The organism is Pseudoalteromonas sp. MQS005 (genome assembly GCF_001661605.1).
In the GTDB taxonomy this organism is placed as follows: domain Bacteria; phylum Pseudomonadota; class Gammaproteobacteria; order Enterobacterales; family Alteromonadaceae; genus Pseudoalteromonas; species Pseudoalteromonas tetraodonis.
Window position 1 is genome coordinate 39,637 of the sequence record NZ_LYRQ01000006.1, and the last position, 18,199, is coordinate 57,835.

Annotated in this window: 16 protein-coding genes; 13 read left to right on the forward strand and 3 right to left on the reverse strand. The window is 41.0% G+C overall.

What is annotated here, in order from left to right:
* Positions 1 to 34: 34 nt before the first annotated feature.
* The 9 genes from serC (at position 35) to A9479_RS04040 (ending at position 7,975) form a co-directional block, all read left to right on the forward strand.
* Positions 35 to 1,117: a 3-phosphoserine/phosphohydroxythreonine transaminase gene (gene serC / locus A9479_RS04000; protein WP_036956455.1), complete on the forward strand. Its 1,083-nt coding sequence runs from the start codon at positions 35 to 37 to the stop codon at positions 1,115 to 1,117.
* The gene (gene aroA, locus A9479_RS04005) at positions 1,117 to 2,394 is read left to right on the forward strand and encodes a 3-phosphoshikimate 1-carboxyvinyltransferase (protein ID WP_064662745.1); all 1,278 of its coding nucleotides are present in this window, start codon (positions 1,117 to 1,119) and stop codon (positions 2,392 to 2,394) included. The genes serC and aroA overlap by 1 nt, the downstream gene beginning before the upstream one ends.
* Positions 2,395 to 2,501: 107 nt before the next feature.
* Entirely contained in the window at positions 2,502 to 3,212 is a 711-nt protein-coding gene (gene cmk, locus A9479_RS04010; protein WP_064662746.1) for a (d)CMP kinase, read from the forward strand.
* Between the two features lie 95 nt (positions 3,213 to 3,307).
* Positions 3,308 to 4,975, forward strand: coding sequence for a 30S ribosomal protein S1 (gene rpsA, locus A9479_RS04015; RefSeq protein WP_002961176.1), 1,668 nt, complete (start codon positions 3,308 to 3,310; stop codon positions 4,973 to 4,975).
* 67 nt (positions 4,976 to 5,042) lie between these two features.
* Entirely contained in the window at positions 5,043 to 5,330 is a 288-nt protein-coding gene (ihfB, locus tag A9479_RS04020; RefSeq protein ID WP_008114744.1) for an integration host factor subunit beta, read from the forward strand.
* Positions 5,331 to 5,351: 21 nt separating this feature from the next.
* On the forward strand, positions 5,352 to 5,633 hold the full coding sequence (locus A9479_RS04025; RefSeq protein ID WP_008114742.1) for a lipopolysaccharide assembly protein LapA domain-containing protein: 282 nt from the start codon (positions 5,352 to 5,354) through the stop codon (positions 5,631 to 5,633).
* 2 nt (positions 5,634 to 5,635) lie between these two features.
* Complete coding sequence (gene lapB, locus A9479_RS04030) at positions 5,636 to 6,772, forward strand: lipopolysaccharide assembly protein LapB (protein WP_028835278.1); 1,137 nt, start codon at positions 5,636 to 5,638, stop codon at positions 6,770 to 6,772.
* Positions 6,773 to 6,805: 33 nt separating this feature from the next.
* Complete coding sequence (gene pyrF, locus A9479_RS04035) at positions 6,806 to 7,510, forward strand: orotidine-5'-phosphate decarboxylase (protein WP_016899932.1); 705 nt, start codon at positions 6,806 to 6,808, stop codon at positions 7,508 to 7,510.
* A 90-nt stretch (positions 7,511 to 7,600) separates the two neighbouring features.
* Positions 7,601 to 7,975 (forward strand): hypothetical protein, encoded by a 375-nt coding sequence (locus A9479_RS04040; protein ID WP_016899933.1) that lies wholly within the window; start codon positions 7,601 to 7,603, stop codon positions 7,973 to 7,975.
* Between the two features lie 55 nt (positions 7,976 to 8,030).
* On the opposite strand, the gene A9479_RS04045 is transcribed toward A9479_RS04040, so the two are convergent.
* Both A9479_RS04045 and A9479_RS04050 read right to left on the reverse strand, forming a co-directional pair.
* A complete protein-coding gene (locus A9479_RS04045; RefSeq protein WP_008114734.1) occupies positions 8,031 to 8,861 on the reverse strand; it encodes a S1 RNA-binding domain-containing protein in 831 nt (276 codons plus the stop codon).
* A gap of 2 nt (positions 8,862 to 8,863) precedes the next feature.
* Entirely contained in the window at positions 8,864 to 10,186 is a 1,323-nt protein-coding gene (locus A9479_RS04050; protein WP_064662747.1) for a DEAD/DEAH box helicase, read from the reverse strand.
* Between the two features lie 205 nt (positions 10,187 to 10,391).
* Here A9479_RS04050 and A9479_RS04055 point away from each other — a divergent pair, with 205 nt between their 5' ends.
* Positions 10,392 to 11,399 carry a rhodanese-related sulfurtransferase gene (locus tag A9479_RS04055; RefSeq protein ID WP_064662748.1) on the forward strand — a complete coding sequence of 336 codons (1,008 nt, stop codon included), beginning with the start codon at positions 10,392 to 10,394 and terminating at the stop codon, positions 11,397 to 11,399.
* A gap of 56 nt (positions 11,400 to 11,455) precedes the next feature.
* Here A9479_RS04055 and A9479_RS04060 read toward each other — a convergent pair whose 3' ends face one another.
* Positions 11,456 to 11,893 carry a hypothetical protein gene (locus A9479_RS04060; protein ID WP_064662749.1) on the reverse strand — a complete coding sequence of 146 codons (438 nt, stop codon included), beginning with the start codon at positions 11,891 to 11,893 and terminating at the stop codon, positions 11,456 to 11,458.
* Positions 11,894 to 12,114: 221 nt separating this feature from the next.
* Here A9479_RS04060 and A9479_RS04065 point away from each other — a divergent pair, with 221 nt between their 5' ends.
* The 3 genes from A9479_RS04065 to A9479_RS04075 all read left to right on the forward strand — a co-directional run bounded on the left by A9479_RS04065 (position 12,115) and on the right by A9479_RS04075 (position 18,196).
* Positions 12,115 to 13,131 carry an efflux RND transporter periplasmic adaptor subunit gene (locus A9479_RS04065; protein ID WP_016899935.1) on the forward strand — a complete coding sequence of 339 codons (1,017 nt, stop codon included), beginning with the start codon at positions 12,115 to 12,117 and terminating at the stop codon, positions 13,129 to 13,131.
* Between the two features lie 2 nt (positions 13,132 to 13,133).
* The gene (locus tag A9479_RS04070) at positions 13,134 to 16,214 is read left to right on the forward strand and encodes an efflux RND transporter permease subunit (protein WP_064662750.1); all 3,081 of its coding nucleotides are present in this window, start codon (positions 13,134 to 13,136) and stop codon (positions 16,212 to 16,214) included.
* A gap of 86 nt (positions 16,215 to 16,300) precedes the next feature.
* A complete protein-coding gene (locus tag A9479_RS04075; RefSeq protein ID WP_016899937.1) occupies positions 16,301 to 18,196 on the forward strand; it encodes a putative nucleotidyltransferase substrate binding domain-containing protein in 1,896 nt (631 codons plus the stop codon).
* Positions 18,197 to 18,199: the final 3 nt, after the last annotated feature.

Genomic DNA, 18,199 nt, shown 5'->3' on the forward strand with positions numbered 1-18,199 from the left:
ATTCAAGTTAAATTACTGGAATGAGGAAAAGGTAATGAGTATATATAATTTTTGTGCAGGCCCTGCAATGTTACCACCGGCTGTTATGCAAAAAGCGCAAAAAGAGTTTTTAAACTGGCAAGGTCTTGGTGTATCGGTGATGGAAATAAGTCATCGTAGTCATGAATTTTTAGCATTAACCGCTAAATGTGAAGCCAGCCTGCGTCGTTTAATGAATATAAGTGACGAGTTTGAAGTGCTATTTATGCACGGTGGTGGTCGAGGTCAATTCAGTGCCGTACCTTTAAACCTTCATGTTAACGGTAAAAAAGCAGTTTATTGTGAAAATGGCGTTTGGTCAAAAAGTGCAACCAGCGAAGCCGATAAGTTTACAAATACACACGCTGTTGATGTGCGCAATGATGATAACGGCCTGTTTTCTATTAAGCAGGTAGCCGATTGGGTTTTACCTGCTGATGCGGCTTACATTCACTATTGCCCGAATGAAACCGTAGACGGCCTTGAAATATTTGATGTACCCAGTCATCCAACGGCGCCGATTGTGGCCGATATGTCGTCGACTATTTTATCGCGCGAAATTGACGTTAATAAATTTGATTTAATCTACGCGGGTGCACAAAAAAATATCGGTCCGTCGGGCATTGCTATTGTGATTGTTCGCAAAACGCTACTTGAGCGTGAAGGGCTCGCCAAGCCGGGTATTTTAGATTACGCCCTTGAAGCAAAACAAGGCAGCATGTTTAACACCCCACCGACTTTTGCTTGGTATTTAGCGGCAGAAGTATTTGCATGGCTTGAGCAAACCGGGGGTGTAAAAGCCATGGAAGCTCATAATATTGCCAAAGCGCAGCTGCTTTATGATTTTATTGATGGTTCAGATTTTTATACCAATAAAGTAGCGAAGCATTGCCGTTCACGTATGAATGTGCCTTTTTGGCTGGTTGATGAAAGCTTAAATGATAAGTTTGTTAAAGAGTCAAAAGAAGCGGGCTTGTTAGCGCTTGAAGGTCATCGTATTGTTGGCGGGATGCGCGCCAGTATTTATAACGCGATGCCATTGGAAGGTGTACAAGCCTTAGTTGACTTTATGGCTAACTTCGCCAAGGAGAATAGTTAATGGAGCAACTTTCCTTAGCCCCTATTTCACAAGTGAATGGCAGTGTGACATTACCGGGCTCAAAGAGTTTATCAAACCGAATTTTATTATTAGCAGCATTATCTAACGGCACCACGGTTGTTGAAAACTTACTCGACAGCGACGATATTCGCCATATGTTGGGTGCGTTAAAGCACTTGGGCGTTAATGTAACGCTTAATACTGAGCGCACCGTAGCGACCGTAGAGGGTGTGAGTGGCGTGTTTAATACGCCAACTGAGCCGTTGTTTTTAGGTAATGCAGGTACAGCGTATCGGCCATTAACGGCAGTACTGAGTGCGATTGCTGGTGAGTATGAGTTAATTGGTGAGCCGCGCATGGAAGAGCGCCCTATAGGGCATTTAGTTGATGCTTTACAAGCGCTCGGGGGTGATGTTAGTTATTTAAAAAATAAAGATTACCCACCACTTAAAATTATCGGTGGGCAAATAGCCGGCGGTGAAGTCGAAATTGACGGCAGTATTTCAAGTCAATTTTTAACGGCGCTGCTCATGGCTGCGCCGTTATTTAAAGGCGATACACACATTAAAATTAAAGGTACCTTAGTCTCTAAGCCTTATATTGATATTACGCTGGATGTGATGGCGCGCTTTGGTGTAACTGTTGAGCATGATAATTACACCACGTTCTTCGTTAAAGGTGCTCAGCAATACCAAGCGGTTGAGCGCATAATGGTTGAAGGTGATGCTTCATCGGCTTCTTATTTTATTGCTGCTGCAGCAATTGCCGGTGGCGAAATAGAAATTAAAGGCGTTGGCGCTAAATCAGTTCAAGGTGATATTGGCTTTGCTAAAGTGATGGAGCAGGTTGGTGCCAAAATTGATTGGTATGACGAGCGTTTAGTTGTTCGTAAAGGCGAGCTTAACGGTATCGATATAGATGCTAATGCGATACCTGATGCTGCAATGACCTTGGCGACTGTTGCCTTGTTTGCTAAAGGGCCAACCGCTATTCGTAATATTTATAACTGGCGTGTAAAAGAAACTGACCGTTTACATGCAATGGCCACCGAGCTTAAAAAAGTAGGGGCTGAAGTGGTTGAAGGGCACGACTTTATTGAGATCACACCGCCAAAGCAATTTAATAATGTGGCTGTAGATACCTACGACGATCACCGTATTGCCATGTGCTTTGCAATGGTGGCAGTAGGGGGTAAGCCCATAACGATTAACGATCCGGCCTGTACTTATAAGACATTCCCAACATTTTTCAAAGTGTTAGCATCTGTCAGTAAATAGGCTATTTATAAGTATTTATAAAAAGTTACATACTAAAAGCGGATAATCTTTATTAATTGGCGTATAATGTGGCGGTTTATTTTGGTGTGCATTGAAGGAGGTTTTAAATGCTGGCGTTATTAATGCCCGTAATCACCGTAGATGGCCCAAGTGGTTCTGGTAAAGGAACTGTTTGTCGCCTATTGGCTGAAAAATTAGGCTGGGATGTGTTAGATAGCGGAGCAATTTATCGCGTACTATCACTTGCAGCACTTCATCACCAAATTGCGTTAGATAACGAAGAAGCACTTGTCCCACTAGCTGCAAATCTTGATGTGCAGTTTTTGATAGACAGTGACACTAATGCAGGAAAGATTATTTTAGAAGGCGAAGATGTTACAACCACTATTCGAAATGAAGAAGTGGGTGCTGCAGCGTCGAAAGTGGCCGCATTGCCGCGTGTTCGAGAAGCGTTGCTTCGCCGCCAGCGTGCGTTTAGAACAGAAAACGGTTTAATTGCCGATGGCCGCGATATGGGCACTGTGGTATTTCCAGATGCGCCATTAAAGATATTTCTAACCGCAAGTGCAGAAGAACGTGCTCGCAGACGTTTTGTTGAGTTGAATGAGCGCGGGCTTGATGTTACACTAAGTGGTCTATTACAGGACATTCAAGCACGTGACGATCGCGATATGAATCGTGCCGTTGCGCCGCTTGTACCTGCAGAGGATGCGATTGAGCTTGATACTAGCGAACTCAACGCACAGCAAGTCTTTGATAAAGTTATAACTTTATTAGATGCGAGCATCTCAGAAGGTAAGCTTCCTAAACGAAGCTAAATACATTTTATGCACCAGCAGGATGCCAGTGCTATTTTAACAACCCCATGCAGCATGGTTGCTTATTGGTATTAATATATGAGACGTATATTCGTATGTCAGAAAATTTTGCGCAGTTATTTGAAGAAAGCTTAAAGGGTTTTGAAGCAGAGCAAGGCTCTATCGTTAAAGGTACAGTAATCTCAATCGAGAACAACATTGTACTTGTAGATGCTGGTCTTAAATCAGAAAGTGCTATCCCTGCAGAGCAGTTCAAAAATGCTGCTGGTGAACTAGAAGTTGCTGTTGGCGACGAAGTAGATGTTGCACTAGATGCAATCGAAGACGGTTTTGGTGAAACTATCCTTTCTCGTGAGAAAGCGAAGCGTCACGAAGCGTGGATCCGTCTTGAGAAAGCATGTGAAGAGCAAGAGACTGTTACTGGTGTTATCAACGGTAAAGTTAAAGGCGGTTTCACTGTTGAAGTTGATTCAATCCGTGCTTTCCTACCTGGTTCACTTGTTGATGTTCGTCCAGTACGTGACACAACTCACCTTGAAGGCAAAGAGCTTGAATTTAAAGTAATCAAGCTTGATCAAAAACGTAACAACGTTGTTGTTTCACGTCGTGCAGTTATCGAATCAGAAAACTCACAAGAACGTGAAGAGCTTCTTGCTAACCTTGTTGAAGGTCAAGAAGTTAAAGGTATCGTTAAGAACCTTACTGACTACGGTGCATTCGTTGACCTTGGTGGTGTTGATGGTCTACTACACATTACTGATATGGCGTGGAAGCGTGTTAAGCACCCTTCAGAAATCGTTAATGTTGGCGACGAAATCGCAGTTAAAGTTCTTAAATTCGACAAAGATAAAACTCGTGTATCTCTAGGCCTTAAACAGCTTGGCGAAGATCCATGGGCAGCTATCGCTGGTCGTTACCCAGAAGGTTCTAAACTTTCTGGCCGTGTAACTAACCTTACTGATTACGGTTGCTTCGTAGAAATCGAAGAAGGCGTTGAAGGTCTAGTACACGTTTCTGAAATGGATTGGACTAACAAGAACATCCACCCTTCAAAAGTTGTATCATTAGGTGACACTGTTGAAGTTATGGTTCTTGAAATCGACGAAGAACGTCGTCGTATTTCTCTTGGTCTTAAGCAATGTATTGCTAATCCTTGGCAGGAATTTGCTCGTCTACAAAACAAAGGCGACCAAGTTACTGGTAAGATCAAATCAATCACTGACTTCGGTATCTTTATCGGTCTTGACGGTGGTATTGATGGTCTTGTACACCTTTCAGACATTTCTTGGAATACACCTGGCGAAGAAGCTGTACGTGAATTCAAGAAAGGCGACGAAATCACTGCTATCGTATTGCAAGTTGACCCAGAGCGTGAACGTATCTCTCTAGGTGTTAAGCAAATCGAAGCTGACCCATTCAATAACTACCTTGATGCAAACAAAAAAGGTGCTATTGTTAAAGGTAAAGTGACTGAAGTTGATGCGAAAGGCGCAACTGTTGAACTTATCGAAGGCGTTGAAGGTTACATCCGTGTAGCTGATATCGCTCAAGAGCGCGTTGAAGATGCAACTACTGTTGTTTCTGTAGGCGACGAGATTGAAGTTAAATACGTTGGTGTTGATCGTAAGAACCGCACTTTAAGCTTATCTGTTAAAGCTCTTTTCGAAGCAGAAGAGAAAGAAGTACTAGAGAAGCTTAAGAAAGAAGAGCCAGTGTTTGAAAACGCAATGGCAGCTGCTTTCGCAAATGCACAAAAAGACTAATTAATTATAGTCTTTTAATTGGAAGGGCAGTTTATGCCCTTCCACTATTTCTTTTTAAGGAAACGCTATGACTAAGTCAGAACTGATAGAAACACTTGCTGAACAACATTCACATATTCCTGTGAAAGATGTTGAGAACGCTGTTAAAGAAATTCTTGAACAAATGGCCGGCTCATTATCTTCTTCAGATCGTATTGAGATCCGAGGTTTTGGAAGTTTCTCTTTGCATTACCGTGCGCCTCGTACAGGCCGTAACCCTAAAACAGGTGAAACTGTAGAGTTAGATGGTAAGCATGTACCTCATTTTAAACCAGGCAAAGAACTACGTGACCGTGTAAACGAGAGCATTGCTTAGTAAACTTATTGGAGTAGTTACTTGTTCAAGGTATTAAAAATTATTCTGGCGGCACTTTTTTTAATTGGTGCATTTGTATTGGGTTCTCAAAACCCACAATTAACACAAATTAACTACATAATAGCCAGTAATACATTACCTTTAGCCGTTATAATAAGTATCTGCTTTTTGCTAGGTGTTGTAGTGGGTTGTTTTGTGAGTTTTAAATTGTTCACGCAATTAAAGTGGCAAAATTACCGTTTAAAAAAGCAATTAACGCCTGAAAAAGATAATAAAAAGCGTATTGCCAACAAAGACACCTAATTATGATTGAGCTGTTGTTTTTACTGCTTCCCGTTGCTGCCGGTTATGGTTGGATCATGGGGAAAAACAGTGCAAAAAATCAGGCTCATCAGTTTAATCGTCAAATTACTTCTGAATACAGTAAAGGCTTAAAGTTTTTACTGGACAGAGAAGAAGATCAGGGGCTTGAGCATTTAATTAATTTGCTCGAAGTAGCTGCTGACTCTGTTGAACATTATTCTACTTTAGCCACCATGTTTCGCCGCCGTGGTGAGCTTGACCGCGCAATAAAAATTCACGAACTACTGCTAAAACACCCAAGTCTTAACGAAAAACAAGCCGCTAATAGCCGTTTAGAACTAGCCGAAGATTATATTATGGCTGGCTTATTAGACAGCGCAGAAGAACATTTAATATGGCTGGTAAAAAATAGCCATGCAGATGCACTCGATCCTATTATTTCTTTATATTCACAAACCCGTGAATGGCAAAAAGGCATTAATATGTTTGAAGCGCATACTGAGCTTTTTTCAAAAGAACAACACTTTAAAGCCATCGCTAATTTTTACTGTGAGCATGCCATTGCCAGTAATAACCCACAACTTATGCGCAAAGCCATTAGCTTAAACTTTAAAACAATTAGGCCTTTATATGAGCTTGGACTGTCAGCTTACACCAAAGAAGATTACGTAAAAGCAATTTACTATTGGCGAGAATTAATCTGCCAATTTACTTTTTTTGCGCCATTGTTTATTGAAAAGTTAGCTCACAGCTATAAGCAATTAAAATTAACTCACCAATTCCATGAACTCATTACTGAGTTACTAGAAAAGGGTGGGGTGATGATAAAAATACAGCATTGCCAAGCCTTGCTTGAGCAAGGACACACTGAACAAGCCTTTGAATTTTTAACTGATAATTTAAAACGTCAACCCACTATTCGTGGCTTTAGTTTTTTATTACAGTTAATGAGTACAGAAAATAAAAATACAAAAGATGTGCTTAATCAAATCGATAAACTTGTTACTTCGTACATTGCCACTAAACCTGACTTTCAATGTCAGCATTGTGGCTTTACTAGCTACACCATTTATTGGAATTGCCCTTCATGTAAACACTGGGAAACCATTGTGCCTAGCAGAGGCTTAGACGGATTTTAATCTTTATACTTTTCGCTCACTAGTAGGATAGTTATGTCTTTCGAAAAATCAAAAAAAATTCTTATCGCGCTTGATTATGATGATCAGCAAACTGCTTTAGCATTTGTAAAACAGTTATCACCAGATACCTGTCGATTAAAAGTGGGCAAAGAAATGTTTACTTATTTTGGTCCTGCATTTGTTAAAGAATTGGTCGATTTAGGTTTTGATGTATTTTTAGATTTAAAGTTTCACGATATTCCAAACACCGTTGCTAAAGCGGTGACTGCTGCGGCTAAAATGGGTGTATGGATGGTCAATGTACATGCATCGGGCGGTTATGAAATGATGCATAAAGCTAAACAAGCACTCGAGCAGTTTGGCGACAAAGCGCCATTACTGATTGCGGTAACTGTATTAACCAGCATGGACGAAGCTGAACTTGAGCGTTTAGGTATAACTAAATCACCCCAAGAGCAAGTTATGCATTTAGCTAAATTAACAAAGCAAGCAGGACTTGACGGTGTTGTTTGTTCCGCGCAAGAAGCGCAAAGTTTAAAGGCTGCTTTAGGGAAAGAGTTTAAATTAGTTACGCCAGGTATTCGCCCAGCGGGAAGTGATGCGGGCGATCAAAAACGTATTATGACACCTAAAGAAGCGATTGAAGCGGGTAGTGACTATTTAGTGATTGGGCGTCCGATCACTCAGGCACAAAACCCTGTAAAAGTACTAAATGATGTAAATGAATCAATAGCTTAAATTAAAAATTAGCATAATTGAGAGCAGTTCCTTACAACTGCTTTTCTTTGTGCTACATTTAAATTATGGGTGTGCAGTGAGGGATTTGCTTTGCGTATAATAATATTTTTAGTTGTAATTATCATTAGTGGCTTTGCTGTAAATAAATATGTTTTTTCAACTAAAATGTATGATGATGTTTCAAACGTTACTGACTTGGTATCTGGTTACCCCGTTGATTTATTCAAGTTTAAAAAAATTGCTCAAAATTATGCACAGCATCTGTGTTACACCAATGAAGGTGTGTTAGCAGGAATAGATGTTAGCAGCAGAGACTGTGTTGCGACACATGATGAAATGCAAAATGAGTGTACAGAAAAAGTTTTTAGGCTAGCGCCGTTAAATCTAGATTCTAAAAAAGAATTAATTGAATACTCAAATGAATATTCTCGCTGTACCTTACCTTATAAAAATATTAGGTTATAAATTTCAGATACTAAAAAGCCACTTAGGTTTAAAACTTAAGTGGCTTTTTATTTAATTATTTTAAACGAATAGACTTAGCTTCAATATCAATTAAGCCTTGTTTAAATAAACCGCCAATGGCTTTTTTGTAATTTGCTTTGCTGGTCGAAAACACTTTTTTAATTAATTCAGGATCAGACTTATCGCCTATGGCTAATATGCCACCTTCATCTTTTAGTTTTTCCATTATTTTTTCACCAAGCTCGCTTACTTTTCCCATGCCTGGCTTTTCAAGTATGACGTCAATTTTTCCGTCTTCACGTACTTTTTGAATAAATCCTTTTAGCTTTTGACCAACAAACAGGTTTTTAAACACCATGTTGTAAAACACGACGCCAAAATGGGATTCTTCAATAAGCACCTTGTAACCAATATCAGTTTTGCCTGCAACAATTAAGTCAACTTCTTGTAAGTGACTATACTGAGGCTCATCTTTTGATAAAAAACGGTTAAAGTTAGTTGAGGCACAAATACGCTGACTGGCGTTATCAAGATATAAACGCACTAAATATGAGTAGCCTTCTTGCATACGTGGTTTTTGTTCATTAAACGGTGCGAGTACGTCTTTTTCTAAACCCCAATCTAAAAACGCGCCTATGCTGTTTATTTCTTTCACACGCAGTAGGGCATATTCACCCACTTGAGCATGCGGCTTTTTAGTTGTGGCTGTTGGCAGGTTTGCATTATCTAAAAATGTGAATACGCTGATGCTATCGCCGGCTTCAAGCTCATGTTTTATTTCATGTTTAGGTAAAAAAACTTCACCTAAGTCGTGCCCATCTAAATAGGCACCTTCGTTGCTGACTTCTTTAACAAAAAGGGTTTGGGTGGTTCCTAGGTAACTCATAATTATTCCTGCTCAGGCTTTTTTTTACGACGCATCGGGGTATCACCATCAATATTAAGAGGTGCTTTAATTGGGGCCGCTGGCTTTTTCGGTTTTGCTTTTCGTTTTGGCTGTGGCTTATTCGTGGTCACTGCTTTTTTAGTCGATTTAATTGGCGCTACTTTTTTCTCTTTAATACCTTTAAATTTCGCTTTTAAATCCTCAACAGCAGCAAACGATAATTCATCATTTAAAAATGATTTTATTGCCAAGTAACTTGCCCAATCTTTAGGGCCCACAAGTGATAATGCGTTACCTTTAAAACCAGCACGACCAGTTCGACCAATACGATGAACGTATTCTTCTGCGTGTTTTGGTAAATCAAAGTTAATAACATGGGTAACACTGAGTAAATCTAAACCGCGCGAAGCAACATCTGTGGTAATTAATATTTTAAAGTTTTCACGGCTAAACGCATCCATAATATCAAGGCGCTTACTTTGAGTTAAATCCCCAGCTAATGCGACAGATTTAAAGCCTTTACTATTTAATGATTCACTTAAACGGCTGGTATCAACTCGTGTGGCAGTAAATATAATGCACTGGCCAACGTTATCTTGGTTTAAAAAGTGCTCAAGCAGTGCTTCTTTATGATCAAGATGGTCAGCTAAATACAGTGTTTGTTTAATATCACTGTGTTGCTCATTAGCTGCACTGAGAATAATTTGTTTTGGTTTTTTTAATAAATTACGCGATAACGCATCAACTTGAGCATGATCTAATGTCGCCGAAAACAACAAAGTTTGACGAAGACGATGATCGGCCAGTTCATTAATTAATTTAAGTTGATCGGTAAAACCTAAATCTAAAATACGGTCAGCTTCATCGAATATAAGTAATTCTAGGCCACTTAATTGTAATGAACGTTGCTTTAAATGATCGGCTAAACGCCCAGGTGTGGCGACCACAAAATGAGGGTCGTTACGCAATGCTTTAATTTGGTCGTTAAAATTTTCGCCACCGAGGATTTTAACGGCCTTTATGTTGGTACCGGCGATAAGTAATCGAAGTTGAGTAAAAACTTGGGTCGCAAGCTCACGAGTTGGAGCAACAATAAGTACACGAGGATCACGTTTACTGAGTGCTTTTTGTTTCATTACACGCTGCACAGCCGGTAATAAAAACGCTAAAGTTTTGCCTGACCCAGTTTTTGACTGAGCGAAAATGTCATGTCCCGCCAGCGCCGTTGGCACAGCATGGGCTTGAATATCGGTAGGCTGGGTGATCCCTTGGTGCGCTAATTGTGTTTCTAGGCGAGTATCAATCCCAAGTTCAGTAAAGTGCAATGTATGTTTCTCCAATATGAGCAAGTCTGTATAAATTTATCCGCGCATTATAGCCCACTGAGCTACTGCGCTAACAGTAAAAAGCGCATTATCATCCATTTTTTTGCATTTAAATAAAAAAAGCGTAAAATACGCGCCCCATATGCGCCGGATTTACGATTCGGTAAACGCCCCTTGCGGGTTTTAAAAGCAAAATAGGAATACCATGACTGCTGTCCATAAAGATAATGTAACCAGCGAACACTTTGTTGTATGCGCTCTGTATAAATTTGTTTCTCTACCGGATTTTGAAGCACTTCGCCAACCTTTACTTAATGTAATGGAGCAAAACGAAGTACGAGGCACTTTATTAATTGCCGCAGAGGGGATTAACGGTACTGTCTCTGCAAAACGTGAAGGCATAGATAATTTACTTGCGTGGTTAGACACCCAACCAAATTTAGACAACATTGTTACCAAAGAATCATTTGATGACGAATGCCCGTTTTACCGCACAAAAGTTAAGCTGAAAAAAGAAATTGTGACTATGGGTGTTGAAGGCGTAGACCCATTAAAAGTAGTGGGCAGTTATGTTAAGCCAAATGAATGGAATGCCCTTATTTCTGATCCAGAGGTGATCCTTGTTGATACCCGTAATGATTACGAAATTGAAATTGGTACGTTTCAAAACGCAGTAGACCCAAACACTAAAACGTTCCGTGAATTTCCTCAGTGGGCCAAAGAAAACTTAGACCCATCAAAACATAAAAAAGTAGCCATGTTTTGTACTGGTGGTATTCGCTGTGAAAAATCAACAGCCTATATGAAAGAGCAAGGTTTTGATGAGGTATATCACCTTGAAGGCGGCATATTAAAATACCTAGAAGAAGTGCCAAAAGAAGAAACCATGTGGGAAGGCGAGTGTTTTGTATTTGATAACCGTGTAGCGGTAAATCATGACTTACAAAAAGGCTCATACGATCAATGTCACGCATGTCGCATGCCTATCACAGAAGAAGAAAAGCAAAAGCCAGAATACATGGAAGGGGTGTCGTGTCACCACTGTATTGACAATGTAACCGATGAACAACGCGCTCGCTTTGCAGAGCGCCAAAAGCAAATAGAGCTTGCTCAAGCGCGCGGTGAAGGCCACATTGGTAACGAAGCACAAGCTGTTTTACAACAACGTAAAGAAGCTAAAAAAGCGCAAAAAGACGCACAGCGAAATAAATAAGCGGTACTTTTTGTTTGTACGTTATTAATAAAAACCTCAGTTTCAACTGAGGTTTTTTATTTTAAACTCTTTTCACAATTGCTTGTATCTGTAGTAGAGAGCGTGACCTTGTTGTCAGCATTGACGAGCACACATTTTGTGTTTTTATCGAGCTTTTTCTTTTGAATAACGGTAAATTTACCTTCATCAGCAGCATATAGATTATACTGATACGCGGTGTTGCCCCCTTCAAATAAAGCAGTAAATAATCCACCGACTAATCCACCAACAATGGCGCCGCCAATCATTTCTTCTTTATTGCCATCTAAGCTATCTACAAAGCCAAACCCCGCACCAGCAGCTATTCCAGTTCCCACTTCTGAGGAGAGTGTTACTTTTTGTATTGATTCAACAGACGCATAATAACGTTTAACAACTTGATTTTGATCTGCCCGATCAATCCCTGGTGATGCACAGCCTGATAGCAAGATCACCATAATTAAACTCTTTTTCATAAATGTTGCCTTTATTAAAAATATTGATGAGCTAAATCATAGTTATAAATGTAATTTAAATATGTGTGGATTTTGTATGCTGCTGTAAAAATATGTAGAGTGGCTAGCATGCTTAATTTCAGCTTATTGTTTTGCTAATTTGTCGTACTTAGCTATTTATTGATCATAGAGCTGTTAAACTGCGTAACATAATGCAAATAATAATTAATTAGGGTGATCCTTTGAAATCGCGAATTCTTTTTACCAGCGTGTTTTTTTCTTTAATGTCGTTAAGTTTATCTGTAAAGAGTGCCAATGTCGTGGTGGAGCAGGTAGCGATGGAACGTGCTAAAGAGCAAGTTCAGGCTGTCGGTAACGCCGAAGCAATTCATTCGGTTATTTTATATCCGGCTGTGGGCGATAAAGTAACGGCGGTGCATTTTAAACCGGGTGATAGCGTAAAGGCCGGTGATGTGTTACTTGAACTTGATTCACGCAGACAAAAAGCGGCACTTGAAGAGGCAAAAATAAAACTTGCTGACACCCAAAGAACCCTCGCACGTTTAAAGCAAAGCCAAGCAAAAGGGGCTGTGCCACAAAGTGATGTGGATGATGCAAAAACAGTTGTTGAATTAGCAAAAGTGACCCTTACCCAAGCAGAAACAGAATTTGAAGACCGCCAAGTTCGTGCGCCTTTTAACGGCACTATGGGACTTACCGACGTTGAAGTGGGTGACAGAATTACTCCCCAAACGGCGATTGCAAGTATTGATGATACGCGTGCTTTATATATAAATTTTAACGCCCCAGAATCGGCCGTTTATATGCTGCGCAATAAAGGCAATGTAAAAGTATTCCCTTGGCAGTCACAAAATGCTGTAAACGCAAAAATTGCTTATCTAGATTCACGAATAGACCCACAAACCCGCACCTTACGTGTAAAAGCGCAGCTTGAAAACCCGCAGCAAAAGTTCTTACCTGGCATGAGTTTTCGTGTTCATATTGAAGTAGAAGGGCAACGTTTTGCTGCTGTACCTGAAGCGGCATTACTGTGGGGAGCCACAGGCCCTTACGTTTGGACAAGTGTTGATAAAAAAGCTACTCGAATTGATGTGAAAATTGAACAACGACTTGCTGGTCGTTTATTAGTTTCGGGGGCTTTAAAAGAACAAGATAACTTAGTGGTAGAGGGCGTACAGCGCTTACGAGCTAACCAAGAGCTAAGCTTCTCAGCGCCAATCGCTAATACGCAGGAGTAGCCATGAAACAGCAACCTATGATGCAAGACTTGCCATCAATGGCTATTCGCCGTCCAGTGCTTATTGTGGTTCTGAATTTACTGATTATTATTGCCGGAATTGCCGCCATAGCAGGCGTAGAAGTTCGAGAGCTTCCAGATGTAGACAGACCCCGTATTACCGTATCAGCCTCGTTCCCTGGTGGTTCACCTGAAACCGTTGATACCGAAGTTACCAGTAAACTTGAAGGTGCCGTGGCCCGTGTGAGCGGTGTTAAATCGATTCGTGCGCAAAGTGAAGAAGGTAATTCACGTATTGTGGTTGAATTTAGACCGGGTGTTAACCTTGACGACGCTGCGAATGAAACGCGTGAGTCAGTTGCTCGAGTGCAAAGAGAGCTCCCTGAAGAGGTAGAGCGCGTTTCTATTATTAAGGCTGATAACGACGCTGAAGCGGTGGTTTCATTAACAGTATCAAGTGAAAGCTTATCGTTAGAGGCATTAACAGAGCGGGTTGATGTTGACTTAGCGCCGCAGTTTTTAACTATTCCTGGTGTTGCCGATGTACGATTAAACGGCGATAGAGAACGTGTGCTCAGGGTTCGCATTGATCCATTAAAGCTCAGCAGTTTTAACTTAACGATTCCAGATGTCGCCGATGTACTCAGGCAAGCCCCCTTTGATGTGCCTGCAGGGAGTTTAAAATCAAACGATCAGCAAATAATAGTGCGTGCTGATGCAACGTCTGTTACCCCCGCACAGGTGGGCGACATTATAATTCAGGGAGATACTCGTATTAGCGATATTGCTGCCGTGTATTTTGGTCCTGCGGATCCACGCTCTATGGTAAGGCTTAATGGTAAACCTGTTATTGGCATGGAAATTATTCGTCAAGCACAGTCCAACACCATCGAAATTTCTGATGAAGTACTCAACCTTATAGAGGGAATGCGTGAGCGCTTTCCAGAGATGGAGTTTACGCTAACATCAGATGACGCGCAGTTTATTAGAAGCTCAGTAGATGAAGTGATTAACTCATTGGTTCTAACGGTACTGCTAGTGATCATCACCTTGTGGGTGTTTATTGGTTCATGGCGTGCAACATTAGTCCCAGCATTTGCCATTCCTGTTGCGCTTATAGGTTCATTAGCTTTGATATGGGCACTTGGGTTTTCAATTAATATTTTAACCTTATTAGCACTGGTATTAGCGACAGGATTAATTGTTGATGATGCAATTGTAGTGAGTGAAAACATTCAACGCCAGCGAGGATTAGGTCTTGGAAGGCGTGCCGCAGCGGTTGTTGGTACCCGCGAAGTATTTTTTGCCGTTATTGCCACCACTGCAGTATTAGCGGCTGTGTTTGTACCCATCGCATTTTTACCCTCTACAGCAGGGCGTTTATTTAGGGAGTTTGGTGGCGTACTAGCTGGTGCGGTAATTATATCTAGCTTTGTTGCTTTATCGTTAGTACCGGCGCTCACCTCAAAACTAAAGCTTAAGCAAGGTGGTTTTCATCCCTTTGCGAAATTTGGTAACGTGCTTGCCAATATTTATACCAAAACAATTCATAAAGTACTGGATCATGCGTGGGTTACCTTTATTGTTTGTTTATTAGTTGCAGGCGGTTCGGGTGCTTTGTATATGAGTTTAGATAACGAACTGCTCCCTACTGAAGACCGCGGTAAAATTAGAATATTTGCCCGCGGACCTGATGGCGTAGGCTTAAATTTTATGGATAGACAAGCCATTAAAATGGAAGATACCTTATTGCCTTTCGTTGAAAGTGGTGAAATTGAGTCTATTTACACTGTGGTTGGGCAATGGGATCCCAATATTGTGTTTATTACTGTGCCATTAAAGCATTGGGATGAACGTAACTTTAGCCAACAAGAAATTATTAATAAAATTCGCCAGCCTTTAGGCAACATCCCAGGCGCACCAGCTTACCCTGGTGGAGCAAATAGCTTAAATTTACGTGGCCAAGGTGGCGGCATAGAAATCGCTTTACTGGGACAAGATTACCTTGAAATATTTAAGGCTGCACAGCAGTTCTCAGCTGATCTTGAAAAAGCTGTGCCAGAGGTTGCGCCGGTAAGAGTATCGTATCAGCCATCGCAGCCGCAATTGCGTGTTAATATTGACAGACGACGCGCAGAAGAACTTGGCGTGTCTTTAAGTGATATCGCAATTACGTTAAGAGCCGCTATTAATGGTGACGATATCGCTGATTTAAACATTGGCGATCAATCTATTCCTATTATGCTACAGGCACAAAATCAAACTATTAACGACCCAAGTGATTTAGCAAACTTGTTTATTAGAGCTCGTAATAATCAATTGGTGCCGCTCAGTAGTGTCGCTAACATTTCAGAGGAAGGGGTTGCTGCCGAGCTTGAGCGTCATGCTCAGCGCCGTGCCATAGAGCTCAGTATGGAGCTGCCTGAGGGCTTAACAATTGCCACCTTAGTGGAACAAATAAAGCAAGTGTCTGATCAATCATTACCAGCAGGTATTACTCTTGCATTTAAAGGGGAAGCACTGACATTTGAAGAAACCTCCAACGAAGTATTAATGACCTACGTATTGGCATTTTTAATTGTGTTTTTAGTACTTGCGGCGCAATTTGAAAATGTTAACAGTGCAATCGTGGTAATGATCACTGTACCATTTGGGATTACATCGGCCATTCTAGCGCTGTATTTAACCGGTACCTCACTGAATATTTACTCGCAAATAGGCCTAGTGATGTTAATTGGGTTAATCGCTAAAAATGCAATTTTATTGGTCGAGTTTGCTGATCAATTAAGAGATCAGGGGCTGAGTGTTCGAAAAGCGGTTGAACAAGCTGCATTGGTACGTTTAAGACCAATCACCATGACCTTAATATCGACCTTACTCGGTGCGTTACCCCTCATTATGTCAACAGGTGCCGGAGCAGAAGCACGTAATGCCATTGGCTGGGTGGTATTTGGTGGACTTGCGTTAGCGGTATTGTTTACGCTTTACTTAACACCGGTGATTTATTTAGGATTAGCCCGCTTTACCAGTCCTCGTGGCGATGAGTCAAAGCAATTAGCCCAAGAGCTGGAGCAACTTGACTAACTAATTACGCTAATTGGCTATTTTTCTTTGAAAAAATAGCCAATTAAGCCCACAATTCAACTAGATTTAAGCCACAAGGATCACCCATGCAGGCCGAGCAAGTTGAAATAGCCCAATTTTTAGTTGAACACCCCCCTTTTGATACGCTTGAGAGCGAGGCACTAAACGAACTAGCAATGCAAATTGAAGTTGCTTATTTTCGTGCGCAAACTGATATTTTACATTTAGGCCAAGATATTAGTGACTTATATATTATTCGTAGTGGCTCGGTTGAAATTTCACGTCGTAATGGCGAGCTCTATAATCGTTTAGCCACAGGCGGCATTTTTGGCCAAATGGGCCTATTGATGAACCGCAAAGTGCGCTTTCCGGCTCGAGCCCTAGAAGACACCTTAACCTATTGTATTAACGTTAATACCTTCAACGAATATTGTGATAAATACGAAACCTTTGCCGATTTTTTTGAAGTGGATGGTAACGTACGTTTGCACCAAGCCATTGTAGAGCAAGCCGACAGCAATGATTTAACCACCGCGAAAGTAAAGTCATTATTACACCGTGATGTGGTCACAGTAACAATGCAAACTGCTATTCAAGACGTCGCATTTTTAATGACGCAAGAATCGGTCTCTTCAGTGTTAGTTACCGACATAGAAAAACAAATAAGCGACGACCCAGAAGAAGACGACGGTCAAGTTGTTGGGATCATAACCGACAGAGATATTCGCACTAAGGTGGTTGCCCAAGGGTTAACATATGATACACCCGCCAAAGAAGTAATGACATCAAGCTTAGTACTACTTGATAGCAACGCCTATGTGTTTGAAGCCGTATTAGCCATGCTAAGAGATAACTTACATCATTTACCTGTGGTACATAAAAAACGGCCTATTGGGGTAATATCGCTGTCTGACATTTTACGTTATGAATCACAAAGTAGCTTACTGTTAGTACGCGGTATTTTAGCGCAGCAATCAGTTGATGACTTAGTTCATTACGCGCGCCAATTACCTAATGTATTTGTACGTATGGTTAATGAAGATGCAAATTCGCATATGATAGGAACCGCTATGGCGGTCATAGGGCGTACCTTTAAACAGCGTTTATTAGCACTGGCCGAAGAAAAATTTGGCGAGCCGCCTATTCCTTATTGTTTTATAGCCTTAGGCTCAATGGCCCGCGACGAGCAGCTAATTGTGACTGATCAAGATAATGCTCTCATTTTGGATAATAGTTTTGATGAAGCACTGCACGATGAGTATTTTCAAAACCTATCAGATTTTGTGTGTGATGGTTTAGCTAAATGTGGCTATACCTATTGTGACGGTGAAATTATGGCGTCGTTTAAAAAATGGCGTATGACCCGCACACAGTGGAAAGAAAAATTTGCTAGCTGGATGGCCGAGCCAAAACCGCAAGCACTGCTTAATAGTTCGATATTTTTTGACTTAGATGGTGTATGGGGCAAGCTAAAATGGGCCGATGAGCTTAAAACGCTGGTGGCCAAAGAAAGCAAAGTAAACAAACGCTTTTTAGCGAACCTTGCTGCCAATGCCCGCAATAGAACGCCGCCACTAGGATTCTTTAACGGTTTTGTGCTTGAGCATAATGGCCAGCATAAGCGGTCAATGAACTTAAAACGCCGTGGTACGGCGCCGCTATCTGATGTGGTGCGCGTTCATGCGTTAGCGGTTGGCTCACGTAAACAAAATTCGTTTGAGCGCTTAGAAGATATTATAGAGGCAAATTTACTGCCTAAAGGTAAAGCACAAGATTTACGTGATGCGTTTGAGTATATTGCCACAGTGCGTATTCGTCATCAGGCATGGCAAATAGAGCAGGGTGAAGCCCCAGATAACGATTTAGACCCCCATTTACTTTCACCCTTTGAGCAAAGTAATTTAAAAGAAGCTTTTGCGATTTTAGAAAAAGCGCAAAGCTTTTTAAAATTTAGCTATTCTGCGCATCCGGGTGTGAAATAAGTT